The sequence below is a fragment of the Bacteroides cellulosilyticus DSM 14838 genome, assembly GCF_000158035.1.
In the GTDB taxonomy this organism is placed as follows: Bacteria; Bacteroidota; Bacteroidia; order Bacteroidales; family Bacteroidaceae; genus Bacteroides; species Bacteroides cellulosilyticus.
Map to the genome: position 1 here is coordinate 1,085,500 of NZ_EQ973491.1, position 12,063 is coordinate 1,097,562.

The 12,063-nt window shown below is 41.7% G+C and carries 17 protein-coding genes; 12 read left to right on the forward strand and 5 right to left on the reverse strand.

Annotated elements, in window-relative coordinates:
* The coding region (locus BACCELL_RS16335) for a transglutaminase-like domain-containing protein (RefSeq protein ID WP_007213039.1) at positions 1–1,264 on the forward strand (1,264 nt) is incomplete at its 5' end.
* Between the two features lie 27 nt (positions 1,265–1,291).
* Here the strand turns inward: BACCELL_RS16335 and BACCELL_RS16340 are convergent.
* From BACCELL_RS16340 to BACCELL_RS16360, 5 genes are all read right to left on the reverse strand, one after another.
* Positions 1,292–2,263, reverse strand: a complete 972-nt coding sequence (locus tag BACCELL_RS16340) for a hypothetical protein (RefSeq protein WP_007213040.1) — start codon at positions 2,261–2,263, stop codon at positions 1,292–1,294.
* Between the two features lie 15 nt (positions 2,264–2,278).
* Complete coding sequence (locus BACCELL_RS16345; RefSeq protein WP_007213041.1) at positions 2,279–3,040, reverse strand: copper homeostasis protein CutC; 762 nt, start codon at positions 3,038–3,040, stop codon at positions 2,279–2,281.
* Positions 3,041–3,172: 132 nt separating this feature from the next.
* Positions 3,173–4,708: a ribonuclease Y gene (gene rny / locus BACCELL_RS16350; RefSeq protein WP_007215675.1), complete on the reverse strand. Its 1,536-nt coding sequence runs from the start codon at positions 4,706–4,708 to the stop codon at positions 3,173–3,175.
* 145 nt (positions 4,709–4,853) lie between these two features.
* On the reverse strand, positions 4,854–5,144 hold the full coding sequence (locus BACCELL_RS16355) for a cell division protein ZapA (RefSeq protein WP_007213043.1): 291 nt from the start codon (positions 5,142–5,144) through the stop codon (positions 4,854–4,856).
* Positions 5,145–5,152: 8 nt separating this feature from the next.
* Positions 5,153–5,446 (reverse strand): hypothetical protein, encoded by a 294-nt coding sequence (locus tag BACCELL_RS16360; RefSeq protein WP_007213044.1) that lies wholly within the window; start codon positions 5,444–5,446, stop codon positions 5,153–5,155.
* Between the two features lie 505 nt (positions 5,447–5,951).
* Between BACCELL_RS16360 and BACCELL_RS16365 the strand changes: the two genes are divergently transcribed.
* The 11 genes from BACCELL_RS16365 to BACCELL_RS16415 all read left to right on the forward strand — a co-directional run.
* Complete coding sequence (locus BACCELL_RS16365; protein WP_044154066.1) at positions 5,952–6,326, forward strand: DUF2141 domain-containing protein; 375 nt, start codon at positions 5,952–5,954, stop codon at positions 6,324–6,326.
* A gap of 4 nt (positions 6,327–6,330) precedes the next feature.
* A complete protein-coding gene (locus BACCELL_RS16370; protein WP_007213046.1) occupies positions 6,331–6,957 on the forward strand; it encodes a hypothetical protein in 627 nt (208 codons plus the stop codon).
* Positions 6,954–7,172 carry a hypothetical protein gene (locus BACCELL_RS16375; RefSeq protein WP_007213047.1) on the forward strand — a complete coding sequence of 73 codons (219 nt, stop codon included), beginning with the start codon at positions 6,954–6,956 and terminating at the stop codon, positions 7,170–7,172. Before BACCELL_RS16370 ends, BACCELL_RS16375 begins: the two co-directional genes overlap by 4 nt.
* A 95-nt stretch (positions 7,173–7,267) precedes the next feature.
* Entirely contained in the window at positions 7,268–8,053 is a 786-nt protein-coding gene (locus BACCELL_RS16380) for a hypothetical protein (protein ID WP_007213048.1), read from the forward strand.
* A 21-nt stretch (positions 8,054–8,074) separates the two neighbouring features.
* Positions 8,075–8,656: a hypothetical protein gene (locus BACCELL_RS16385; RefSeq protein WP_007213049.1), complete on the forward strand. Its 582-nt coding sequence runs from the start codon at positions 8,075–8,077 to the stop codon at positions 8,654–8,656.
* 36 nt (positions 8,657–8,692) lie between these two features.
* Positions 8,693–8,977, forward strand: coding sequence for a winged helix-turn-helix domain-containing protein (locus BACCELL_RS16390; protein ID WP_007213050.1), 285 nt, complete (start codon positions 8,693–8,695; stop codon positions 8,975–8,977).
* Positions 8,977–9,471, forward strand: a complete 495-nt coding sequence (locus BACCELL_RS16395) for a GNAT family N-acetyltransferase (protein WP_007213051.1) — start codon at positions 8,977–8,979, stop codon at positions 9,469–9,471. Before BACCELL_RS16390 ends, BACCELL_RS16395 begins: the two co-directional genes overlap by 1 nt.
* Before the next feature lie 96 nt (positions 9,472–9,567).
* A complete protein-coding gene (locus BACCELL_RS16400; RefSeq protein ID WP_007213052.1) occupies positions 9,568–10,410 on the forward strand; it encodes an alpha/beta fold hydrolase in 843 nt (280 codons plus the stop codon).
* Positions 10,411–10,881: an RNA polymerase sigma factor gene (locus tag BACCELL_RS16405; protein ID WP_007213053.1), complete on the forward strand. Its 471-nt coding sequence runs from the start codon at positions 10,411–10,413 to the stop codon at positions 10,879–10,881.
* Complete coding sequence (locus BACCELL_RS16410) at positions 10,871–11,464, forward strand: hypothetical protein (RefSeq protein ID WP_007213054.1); 594 nt, start codon at positions 10,871–10,873, stop codon at positions 11,462–11,464. The genes BACCELL_RS16405 and BACCELL_RS16410 overlap by 11 nt, the downstream gene beginning before the upstream one ends.
* 50 nt (positions 11,465–11,514) lie before the next feature.
* On the forward strand, positions 11,515–12,063 hold a 549-nt coding region (locus BACCELL_RS16415; RefSeq protein WP_007213055.1), incomplete at its 3' end, for a 5'-methylthioadenosine/S-adenosylhomocysteine nucleosidase family protein.

The window sequence follows — 12,063 nt, forward strand, 5'->3', positions numbered from 1 at the left end:
CAGGAAAGGCGGGATAGACCTTTTGCAGCAGATTTCGGCAAAAGACCTTCGTGATGTTCGTCTGGATGTGTTGATAGATCACATGCAGTCTCGTGTGCGTACGACGAATGCCGGATATTTCCGTAAATATGTGCGCAATCCGCGCGTAAGCAATGAGATGTTGACTCCGTATAAAACTTTCTTTGGTAAAGTGATTTCGAAAGAAGATGTTGAGGCTTATGTGGCAGAGCCTATGAAGATGGTTGCATGGGTGGCAAAGAACATTCAGGTGAACAAGGAATGTAATCTGGGGGCACCTCCTGTATCTCCCGAAGGTGTGTGGAAAGCACGTTTGGCCGATGCCCACAGTCGCGATATCTTCTTCGTGTCCATGGCACGCAGCATGGGAGTTCCCGCACGCATTGATGAAGTGACCGGTAAAGTACAGCTGATAACTGACGACGGAGCCATAGATGTGAACTTCGAAGCAGCCGGACAGGTACCTGCGCAGAGGGGCAGGCTTGCAGCTACATATACACCGATTCAGTCACTGGATAATCCGAAATATTATTCTCATTTCACTATTTCCAAAGTAACTCCGCAAGGTAGTTTGCAGTTGTTGTCTTACGACGAGGGTGACGCAGACATGGGTGGCGGTGTTACATGGAGCAGTTTGCTGAAGGAGGGAACGTCTCTGGATGCCGGAGATTATATTCTGGTAACCGGTACCCGCCTGGCAAGTGGTGGTGTATTGGCGCAAATGACATCATTAAATGTGAAAGCAGGTGGACGTACAGAAACGAAATTGGTGATGCGTGAAAATAAAGATGAAGTACAGGTTATCGGAAACTTCAATTCGGAGAGCTTGTTCACAACATTGGAAGGCGGAAACAAGCAAAGTCTGCTTCAAGCCTGTGGCCGTGGATACTTCGTTGTCGGTATTCTTGGAGTGAACCAGGAGCCTACAAACCATGCCTTACGGGATATCTCTGCTTTGAAAGCCGATCTGGAGAAATGGGGTAGAAAGCTTGTATTACTCTTCCCAAATCAGGAACAGGCCGGCAAATATCGTGCTGCTGACTTCCCCGGTTTACCCAATACTGTGATTTATGGAATTGACACAGAAGACATAGCTCAACAGATTGTGAAGAATATGAAGCTGAAACGCAAAGATACATTGCCCATATTTATCATTGCTGATACCTTCAATCGCGTGGTATTTGTTTCACAGGGGTATACTATTGGCTTGGGTGAGCAGTTGATGAAAACGGTGAAAGGACTATAAGAACAGCAACAATAGAGTGGGAGAGGCTTATTTGCAAGCCTCTTCCATTTTTTGTATCACTTCCGGTGAGGGCAACCCCTCTGTCATTCCTGTCAGCAATAAACTGAAGTTATCGGCTAACACTTCTTCCGGGTCAATGATGTATTGAGTATTACGTCCCATTCTGTCATAAAAATCAGAGGCTTCGTTAATAGAGTAAACCACTGTCTTACCTTCTTTCTCAATTGCTTTGCAGGTATTCTTGTCGATGGGAACGAGGCCAATGTTGAGGTATTGGAAGAAGCTGCCTCCCTCATAAGGTCTGGTTGAATAAATAACCATGCAGCAATCTTTCTTTTCACCGTTGATGGTAAAAGTAGCATAGCTGTCGTGGCGGATAACATCTGGATTGGAGATAAACCGTTCTTTCAACTCTTCGGGAAATTCTATTTCCTTCGGAAGAATATTAAAACCGATGATGCTGTACATCTTCTTGCGGAAATCCGGATTGTTCCGGGTAAGGACGTGAAATGCTTCATGTGCCAACAATTTGGTTACATATTCAGGATGTTCGAGCAACCTGTCGATAAGTACGATGTAAGTATCTCGGGTATATCCTCCCGCACCACCTTCTTCTTTTATCGTTGACTTTATTAATCTGACTTCTTCCGGGAAAGGAAGTTTCAGCTCTTTTTCACGGATAATCTGATTGATGGATTGAGATGACTTCTGAAGCAGAGCCGTTTCCTCATCATTCCAATTACGGGTCTGTGCGCCGGCAAACTGCAAATATCCCTGTTTTCCGCCTTCGATGCCAACGGTGTGTGAAGCCAAGTCAAATGAGCTCCATCTGCGGATATGCTCGTCCTCCTTCTGAAGGAGGAGTGCGGCTTCTTCCTGTTTCAGGAAAGTAGGGACAATGCTGTCGGAAGTGGAGTTTGAGGAACTTTGATTTTTAGCTTCATGCGCACATGAAATGCTGAGGAGAGTTAATAAAGTGATTACACTTAATGCCTTCATATTGATTGTTTTAAATTAATTCTTAATGGGACCGGTCAACGACTTTATTGTTCTTTTTACGCGTTCTGCGGTAGTGATGGGGCGACGATACTCTTCTATGTTCACAGTACCTCCCATCGAAACTGTTCCATTCCTGTGCAGCATTTTGCTTTCGATGGTCTCTCTTGCTGAGAAGTGGAACTCCCGGATACCGGTTTCCGTGGCGATGTGAGCGATATTATTTTCATTTACTCCGCAACCTGCCAGCAGGATAATGCGCCCGTCTGCCTGCTGCTGCAATTTCTTTAATAAAGGGATGCCCTGTTCGGCCGTGGCCTGTGTACCGGAAGTAAGAATACGGTTACAACCTAACTCTATGATTTGCTCCAGCGCTTCCTGTGGATTGCGGCATACGTCGAAAGCACGATGGAACGTAACGGACATACCTTGTGAAACTTCGATCAGCTGCCTCATTAAGGACAGGTCTACATCTCCTTTAGCGGTAAGACAACCGAATACAACTCCGTCTGCTCCCAATCGACGGGCGTTGTCGATATCCTTCAGCATAATGCGTTGCTCGATGGGGGAGTACAGAAAATCTCCGCCACGGGGACGGATGATGACGTGCAGAAGAGTCTTTGTTAAGGCCTCCCGGGCAATGACGATATCTCCGTAGGATGGGGTAGTACCTCCTTCCGGTATTCCGGCGCATAATTCCACCCGGTTTGCTCCTCCTGCCTGTGCGGCAAGGCAACTCTCCACGGAGTTGGCACAAACTTCAAATTGATATTGCTCCATAATTGATAATCAGGATTACTTGGTTTGTAGATGCAAAAATAAGAAACAGTTTCGTGAATGACAAAGAAAACAAAAAGAGGCAGGGATTTTTTGTTTCCCCACCTCTTTATCACTAGTTTCAATCTTTACAATTTATTTCGCATAACTTACTGCACGTGTCTCACGGATTACTGTGATCTTCACCTGTCCCGGATAAGTCATCTCATCCTGTATCTTCTTCGCAATTTCACCGGAAAGGTTTTCAGTCTGCTTATCGTCAATTTTATCAGCACCAACAATTACACGCAACTCGCGACCTGCCTGGATAGCATACGTCTTCGTCACACCCGGATAGGCCATTGCCAACTGTTCCAGATCGTTCAGACGCTTGATGTAAGCCTCAACAATTTCGCGACGTGCTCCCGGACGGGCACCTGAGATAGCATCACATACCTGTACGATGGGTGCCAGAAGACTCGTCATCTCCACTTCATCGTGGTGGGCACCGATAGCGTTGCAGATATCTGGTTTTTCTTTGAATTTCTCAGCCAGCTTCATACCATAGAGTGCATGCGGCAATTCCGGCTCTTCATCGGGCACTTTACCGATATCATGCAGCAATCCGGCACGTTTTGCTTTCTTGGGGTTCAGACCCAGTTCCGATGCCATCACAGCACAAAGGTTGGCTGTTTCGCGGGCATGCTGCAACAGGTTCTGACCATAAGAAGAACGATATTTCATCTTACCGATAATACGGATCAGTTCAGGATGCAAGCCATGGATACCGAGGTCAATCGTAGTACGTTTACCGGTTTCGATGATTTCTTCTTCCACTTGCTTGCGTACTTTAGATACAACTTCCTCGATACGTGCCGGGTGGATACGTCCGTCAGTCACCAACTGATGCAGTGCCAGGCGGGCTATTTCACGACGTACGGGGTCGAAAGCTGATAATACGATAGCCTCCGGCGTATCATCTACCACAATTTCCACACCTGTTGCGGCTTCAAGCGCACGGATATTGCGGCCTTCGCGACCGATAATGCGTCCCTTGATTTCGTCTGATTCAATGTGGAATACGGTCACTGAATTTTCGATGGCGGTTTCCGTAGCTACACGCTGTATGGATTGTATTACGATACGTTTTGCTTCTTTGCTGGCAGTCAGCTTGGCATCGTCCATGATGTCGTTGATGAAGGACTGTGCCTGCGTCTTGGCCTCTTCTTTCAAAGACTCGATCATACGTTCTTTGGCTTCGTCGGCCGAAAGACCGGAAATGGTTTCCAGTTTTTCAATTTCCTGCTGTTGCAGTTTATCCAGTTCGTCTTTCTTCTTGTCGATAATAACCAGCTGGGCTTCCAGGTTTTCTTTCACCGCTTCAGCTTCTGATTTCTTACGCTGTATCTCTTCTTGGCGTTGGTTCAGCACCAGCTCACGTTGTTTCAACTTGTTCTCCGCTTGCTGAATTTTCTGGTTGCGGATCGCTACTTCTTTCTCCAAGTCTGCTTTTTTGTTCAGGAACTTCTCCTTTACTTCGAGCAACTTATTCTTTTTAATCACTTCCGCTTCAGCCTCGGCTTCTTTCAGAATGTTGTCATATTTGGACTTCAAACCATGTTTGAAGAACATGTACGACAGAAATCCACCGATAATGAAACAGGCAATGGATACTAGTATTGTTACTGTCATTTCAATTTGTTTTAAGTATATAAATAAAAAACGCACTGCAGGAAAGCCACCCTCATTCTTTTTTAAGAGGGATACTTTCACACAGTGCGTGGATTTTCTAATTCTTTTGCTGGCTCTGGTGTTCTAAGGAAAGGCTTCCGGACGTTTACAGTCCTTTGAAGTATGTTTCCAACACCTCTGTCAGTTCTTCTATCTTGTCGGCATACGGACGAGTATCGTTTCGGTTTTTCATTTTCAGGTTCTCCAAAGCAAATTGATAGGCCACCATGGCTATAATTTTTTCGGGAGTCACATTCTGGTAATGTTCTCGATACGCATTGAGCCGTATATCCACCTGTTTGGCGGCTTCTCTTACCATTTCTTCCTCCTCGCGCAGTATGGTGAGGGGGTAGGTTGAGCCTGCCATTTGCAGGTTTATCTTTATTTTATCGTTCATACATCTCGTTATTCATTCAACAAAGCGATGCATTTATCGACTTCACGCACTAATTTGGACAATCGCAGTTTCGTCTCTTTTACGTCGCTGCCGTTAAGGCTGATTGTCATTGCTGTTTTTAGGTTCGTATAGTCATCTTCCAAAGCTTCATATTCGGCATGTACCTGCTCGCATTCTTCTTGTTTAGTTTTTAGAAGTTGCTTTAATTCAGCATTTTCACGCCTCAATTCATCATGCAAAAAGATCAAATGGCGCAGTCTCGCTTCAAAGGTACTTAATCGCTTCTTTTCTTCGTCAGTCATTACTATACCAAAATTGTACACAAAAATACAATTAACTTGGAGATTACAAAAACTTTTCAGGGAAAAATGTTGTAGGAGAGGTGAAATAACCGGAAAAAGGAATTTGTGACGTTTGAAAATGGAATCTTCGGCGGTGGCTAAAAACTATATCAATTTGTACATTTTACTAATCTTGATACTGCGATACACTAATATTTTTCTTGAATAATATTAATCTTACTACAACTATATTTCTTTCTTACAATAGATGTGGTAAGAATATAACATAGTTGTAGTAAGAAACTAATATAACTGTGGTAAGAATAATATTATTAATCCTGATGATTAGTTTATCGCAGTGCAGGAATTAGTTTCTTGCGACATGACATTTAGTTTTTAGTTATATATTGCTCATTATAAAATAATTTATATAATAATTTGGTTTATAAAATAAACTGCTTATATTTGCAGTGGAGTTCGAACCCAAAATATGTTTTTATTGTGAAAATCTAAATTGTGTATGATTATGAAAATGACTGGTATTAAATGGGTTACGCTGTTAGTGTTAGTCTTTAGTGCAGTATCTGTTTCTGCTCAGAGTGACTTGACGGTGAAGGTGAAGAATATCCGTTCGGCGAAAGGGAAGGTGATGATTGCTGCTGATAAAGGGCAGTATGCGATGGCGGACGCTACTGGTGATACAGTGACGCTTGTATTGAAAGAAGTACCCGAAGGGAAATGCAAATTGTATGTGTACCACGATGAAAACGGTAATTATCAATTGGACAGAGTAGACGGTGTACCGACGGAGAATTGTGCGATTGTGGATTTAGACATGACAGCTGGAGCAAAAACAATTGATGTCGAGTTGACCGATCTGCGGAATAAAGCTAAAAAATAATTTTATGGAAGAGAAAGACATTATTATGGAAGACAAAGAATTGAACGAGCAAGAGAGTTTGAAACTTATCACTCAAATGATACAGAATACCCGACGTAATTTAGATACGGGTAGTGGAAATATGTTTTTGTTATGGGGATATGTTTCTGCAATAGTGACGTTGGTAGTTTTTGCAGGAATCTATTGGACGCGAAATCCAGTTTGGATGTGGGGCTTTTGGGGAGTTCCGGTTTTAGGTTATCTCTTTAGCTTCATACTGGTACGTAAGCAACGTAAGCTCGCAAAGTCGTATGGCGATAAGGTCTTGAATGAAATGTGGCAAATCATGGGGCTACTTTGTATTGCGATTGTACTTGGAGCAACGTTTACCAATCATTATGAGATAATTCTGCCGATATGCGCAATCCTTATTTCTCTAAGTAGCATTATAACCGGGAGCATAATTCGCTATACACTCTTTTCCGGTTTCCCTGCTTTTGGAATTGCATTGGGACTGAATATGTTATTCAGTATTCTGGATAAGACTTCTTCTTATTTGTCATTGTTAGAATTTGTATTGGTGATTGTTTTTGCATTGATTATTCCCGGGCATATCCTGAATTATTGTGCAAGAAAGGATAATAAACGATGAACACCGAATCGTTAACAGCAGAAAAAGCTGATATGTTTGAAGAAGGCAATATAGAGGCTATTACCCGAATGATGCAAAATCGCAAGAAAAATCTGCTTTGGCTGGCAGTTACCCGTAACGAAAAGACTGTTTTTGGTATTGGGCGTTTTCCTATTAGTGTTGTTGCTGTCTTTGTCTTATCTATTAGCAGAATGAAAAAATGGGAACTTGGGTGATATATATGCTTGCGGGTAATTGGGCTTTGATGCTCTATTTAATACTAAATGTATATGATTGGGAAAAGTGATATATTAAAGAAAGGGAATCAATCATGAAAGCGAATCGTTGGGAGAGTTTTTTAACTTCCTGGAAATTCTTTTCATTGCTGGTGGTATTGCAATTCATTTTGATGCCTGTAGCGACGAAAGATTTTAGGTTTGAGGCAGCGGGAGACATCGTATTCTATACGTTGCAGCATGCTTTTATTCTGGATATGTATTCATACAGCTTTTATTTTCAGGTGATGATGATTCTGGCTTTGATAGCTGTTGTAGTCTGGAAGGGAAAGTTTAGCAGAGTTTTTACTGCTATTACAGGTTGTTTTTACCTGCTTTATGCTGTGATACAGAATATGGCTGTAACAGGACAGCATGGTTTCAGTATGGTAACAGTGAACGTTGCAATGATTGGTTTCGTTGCATTAGTCTGGCTGTGGGCTGCATGGAAGGGCAACAATGAGTTTTCTTTTGATAATGTTACCTGGAAAACCGGTTGGACGATACCTGTTGCTCTGTTTTGTTTGTGGTGGCCGATGAGTCTGAAAACGGCATTGCCGGATTTTCAGTTGCATTATTTGTATGATGGCGGTTCGGTATTGGCTTTCTGCCCGATGACTCCTGTGTTTCTAACTTTGCTTGTACTAAGTAAACGGGGAGTGAACAGGGTAGTGTTGCGGGTGACGGCAATGGTAGGAGTTATTATCGGATGTTATAATATGGGTAATTTTGCTTCTGATACTGGATTTTATGTCGGATTGTACCACTTGCCTCTGCTGGGCATGTCCATTTATGCTTTGTTGAGCAGCAGACAGAAGAGACAGAATCCGGAATGTGTATGATTAAAATAATTTGTATTGAATATGGACAATAAGAAATTGAATGAGCAGGAGAGTTTAGAACTCATCACTCAAATGATACAGAATACAAAGTTCAAGATGGTGAAATACGCCGGAACTCCTTTTTTAGTATGGGGATACATGACTGTGGTGACCTCTTTGCTGGTTTGGTATCTTTTGAAAGAAACCGGCAATTATTACTGGCAGTTTTTATGGCTTCTGATGCCGGCTGTTTCTTACCCGGTTACTATCTACAGCCAGAGGAAAAAGCAAAGGATGGCAAGAACGTATATTGACCGGATAGTAGGATATGTATGGGTAGTTTTCGGACTATGCGGATTACTGATTTCATGTGTATCTATGATCTATTGGAGTCTGCCTATACTCTTTGTGATCCTGTTGATGATGGGGATGGGAACTACTTTAACCGGACTAATTATAAATATGAAACTGGTTACGGTAAGCGGTGTGCTGGGTATATTTGCATCATTGGGTTGTCTGTATATAGACAAGTTTGATCAGATATTGCTTTTCGCTTTAGCCTTTGTTTTCATGATGGTCATCCCGGGACACTATTTGAACATAATGTCAAAACGAAGAGTTTAATGTATTATCTTTGCACTATAAAAATAGAAAGAAAGCATGTTTAAAGAACTGAACCCCTTACTGCATTCCGAACTGCGCCTGGCGGTGATGTCGTTGCTTATTGGTGTCGAAGAGGCAGACTTTGTCTTTATCCGGCAACAGACGGGAGCAACGGCGGGCAACCTCAGCGTGCAGATTGATAAACTCAATAAAGCAGGGTATGTGGAGGTGACAAAGACGTTCAAGGGAAAGATGCCTTGCACTATCTGTAAGATTACGCCACAGGGAGTAGACGCTTTTGAGGAATATGTGGAAGCACTGAAAACGTATATTATAAAATAATGAAAGCAAACTTTATAATCAGAGCAGCTTTGCAGTCGGATGCCGTTGAGCTGAAAAATTTATTTCAGAATACCGTTCTCGCGATAAATAGGCGCGATTACTCACAGGCGGAAGTTGAAGACTGGGCATCATGTGGGGATGATCTTTCTAATATAGAAGATATGATAAAGACCCATTATTTTATTGTAGCTGTTAATCAACAGTCGGAAATCGTAGGTTTTTCATCTATCACTTCCCAGGGGTATTTACACTCTATGTTTGTTCACAAGAATTTTCAGAGTGAAGGCATTGCTACAATGCTTTTGAATGAAATAGAACAGTATGCAATTACAAATGGGATTATGCGGATTACATCTGAAGTGAGTTTAACAGCCCGCCCTTTCTTTGAAAAAAAAGGTTATATAGTGGAGGAAGAGCAAAAGCGCAAGGCAAATAAGCTTTCTCTTACTAATTTCTGGATGGCCAAACAGGTGATATGTCCGAAAAACTTATAGAATAGACAGAAATCAGATTGAAGTTTTCCGATACTATTCTCTTTTTCTTGTAACATTCCGGAGTGACCCGTATCTAAAGGAAAAACTTTAGAATATATGGCGATGAAAAGATTACTTTTGATCCTGATGTTATTGGGAACTTCTCTTTTGATTTTTGCACAGGATTATCCTTTTTCGGTAGTAAAATCGGGAACAGGAAAACAAACGGTTATATTTATACCCGGTTTTGCATGCTCGGGTGATGTCTGGGCGGAAACAGTCAGCGTACTGAAAGACAGCTATACCTGCTATGTGCTGACAATGGCGGGCTTTTCGGGCGTTGCACCTGAAGATTGTCCATCATTCGAAAGATGGAAAATGCAGATTGCAAAGTTTATCAAAGAGGAGCGGATAGAGAAACCTATTCTCGTGGGGCATAGTATGGGAGGTGGTTTGGCACTTGCAATTGCGGCTGAATTCCCGGAGCTTACAGGAAAGATTGTGATTGTAGATGCCTTGCCTTGTCTGATGGCTTTGAGAGTTCCTGATTTTAAATCTGCTCCTGATAATGACTGCACAGATTTAATTGACAGGATTACAGCTATGGATGAGGAGCAATTTGCACAGATGCAAAGAATGAGTGCGGCAACGCTTACCACTGATTCATTGAGATTTACCGAAATTGTAAACTGGGGATTGGCATCTGACAGAAAGACGTATGCTAAACTATTCTGTGATTTCTCGAATACAGATTTAAGGGAATGTATAAAGAATATAGTTGTCCCTTCTCTCGTACTTTTGGAGCCTTATTTCAAACATATAGATACGGTCATTAAGAATCAATATAAGAATTTGTCAGTAGCACAAATCAGATATGCAGATAAAGGCTTGCATTTTGTGATGTTTGATGATAGGGAATGGTTCATTCATCAAATTTGTGAATTTATAAAAGAGCGTTAAGTGGAATTTGAAGATATATATAGGAGGTACTGGAATAAAATATTCCGCTTATGCATGGGGTATGTAAATGACTACAGCTTAGCTCAGGACATGGCTCAGGAAACTTTTATTAAAGTCTGGCAATATCTGCCCACCTTCAGGAATGAAGCCAATATTGATACTTGGATATTTCGTATTGCAACCAATAACTGCCTGCGTCAGCTGGAACGGAAGAAGCAAATCTTATCTACGCAGTTTCCTGCCGATTTGTTTGAAGATGAAAAGACGGATATTGAGCCGCAGATTCAGTTACTATACAAGTTTATTGCAGAACTTTCGGAGATAGACCGCATTATCATTTCGCTGGAACTGGAAGATGTCAGGCAAACGGATATAGCGCAAATCATTGGATTGTCGGAGAGTAATGTCCGTGTAAGAATTCATCGTATAAAAGTTCGGTTAACAAGAAAATTCAAAGAATATGGAGAGTAATATTGATATAAAAGAATTGTGGAACAGGCAGACTGTTCCGGCTGCCGATCAATCTGAAATATTGAATAAGATCAGCCATTTCAGAAAAAACGGTCTTAAAAAGGGGATATTTCTTGATGTTATCTTAGTGTTGACTATCCTTTTTATGATATTTATCTGGATCTATTTCAAACCGCAATTCTTGAGTACTAAGATTGGAATCATTGTGGGAATCCTGCCGATGTGTATTGTGGTGGCGGTCAATCGGAAGATAACTTCTTTGTATAGGTCATTGGACGAGAAACAGTCGAATATCGATTATCTGAATAATTTGCTTATGCTGAAAGGGAAAGAAACTTTCATGCAGACTAAGGTAATGAGTTTATATTTCATTTTGCTATCCTCCGGTATCCTTCTTTATATGTATGAATATACTCTTAATTCATCTTTTACGTTCAGACTGATAGCGTATTCTGTTTTGTTTTTATGGATTGCCCTTAATTGGTTTGTTCTGCGTCCTGTAATGATTAAAAAGAATAGGCGGAAGATGGATTGCTTGGTCAGACAGATCGAAAAGATTAAGTCGCAAGTGGATGAATTTTAGTTTCTAAAAAAAAGTTGTACATTTACTCGCTCAAAATAAAAAGATGCAGTATGAAAATTTTAGTTACTTACGCCGTACAGGGCGAGTTTACGGAGTTAAAGTTTCCCGGATTGATAGGAGAGGAAGAAGTTCACATCGGCTATATTCGTACGGGAGTAGGCAAAGTGAAGTCAGCTTATTATGTTTCTGAAGTGCTTAATCAGGCTAAGCCGGACTTGGTGATCAACGTAGGTACGGCGGGAAGCATTGATTGCCAGGTAGGAGATATTCTGGTGTGCCGTCATTTTATAGACCGTGATATGCAGAAGTTAGCCGATATGGGTTTGGAATATGAGATTGATTCTTCTGCCTTGCTGGCAGAGAAGGGATACTGTATGCATTGGGCAGGAGAAGGTATTTGTAATACAGGTGATACTTTTCTGACGGAACTTTCGGATGTGAAAGGCGATGTGGTCGATATGGAAGCTTTTGCGCAAGCCTTTGTTTGCCGTGCCAAGAACGTGCCTTTTATTGCTGTGAAGTATGTGACGGATATCATAGGACAGAACTCCGTGAAGCATTGGGAGGATAAACTGGCTGATGCACGTAAGGGGCTGGGA

What these genes read in the sequence shown, in the direction of transcription:
- BACCELL_RS16340 (WP_007213040.1), bottom strand. Translation starts at nt 2,263, where the DNA reads ATGAAGGCATTAAGTGTAATCACTTTATTAACTCTCCTCAGCATTTCA.
- BACCELL_RS16345 (WP_007213041.1), bottom strand. Translation starts at nt 3,040, where the DNA reads ATGGAGCAATATCAATTTGAAGTTTGTGCCAACTCCGTGGAGAGTTGC.
- rny (WP_007215675.1), bottom strand. Translation starts at nt 4,708, where the DNA reads ATGACAGTAACAATACTAGTATCCATTGCCTGTTTCATTATCGGTGGA.
- BACCELL_RS16355 (WP_007213043.1), bottom strand. Translation starts at nt 5,144, where the DNA reads ATGAACGATAAAATAAAGATAAACCTGCAAATGGCAGGCTCAACCTAC.
- BACCELL_RS16360 (WP_007213044.1), bottom strand. Translation starts at nt 5,446, where the DNA reads ATGACTGACGAAGAAAAGAAGCGATTAAGTACCTTTGAAGCGAGACTG.
- BACCELL_RS16365 (WP_044154066.1), top strand. Translation starts at nt 5,952, where the DNA reads ATGAAAATGACTGGTATTAAATGGGTTACGCTGTTAGTGTTAGTCTTT.
- BACCELL_RS16370 (WP_007213046.1), top strand. Translation starts at nt 6,331, where the DNA reads ATGGAAGAGAAAGACATTATTATGGAAGACAAAGAATTGAACGAGCAA.
- BACCELL_RS16375 (WP_007213047.1), top strand. Translation starts at nt 6,954, where the DNA reads ATGAACACCGAATCGTTAACAGCAGAAAAAGCTGATATGTTTGAAGAA.
- BACCELL_RS16380 (WP_007213048.1), top strand. Translation starts at nt 7,268, where the DNA reads ATGAAAGCGAATCGTTGGGAGAGTTTTTTAACTTCCTGGAAATTCTTT.
- BACCELL_RS16385 (WP_007213049.1), top strand. Translation starts at nt 8,075, where the DNA reads ATGGACAATAAGAAATTGAATGAGCAGGAGAGTTTAGAACTCATCACT.
- BACCELL_RS16390 (WP_007213050.1), top strand. Translation starts at nt 8,693, where the DNA reads ATGTTTAAAGAACTGAACCCCTTACTGCATTCCGAACTGCGCCTGGCG.
- BACCELL_RS16395 (WP_007213051.1), top strand. Translation starts at nt 8,977, where the DNA reads ATGAAAGCAAACTTTATAATCAGAGCAGCTTTGCAGTCGGATGCCGTT.
- BACCELL_RS16400 (WP_007213052.1), top strand. Translation starts at nt 9,568, where the DNA reads ATGGCGATGAAAAGATTACTTTTGATCCTGATGTTATTGGGAACTTCT.
- BACCELL_RS16410 (WP_007213054.1), top strand. Translation starts at nt 10,871, where the DNA reads ATGGAGAGTAATATTGATATAAAAGAATTGTGGAACAGGCAGACTGTT.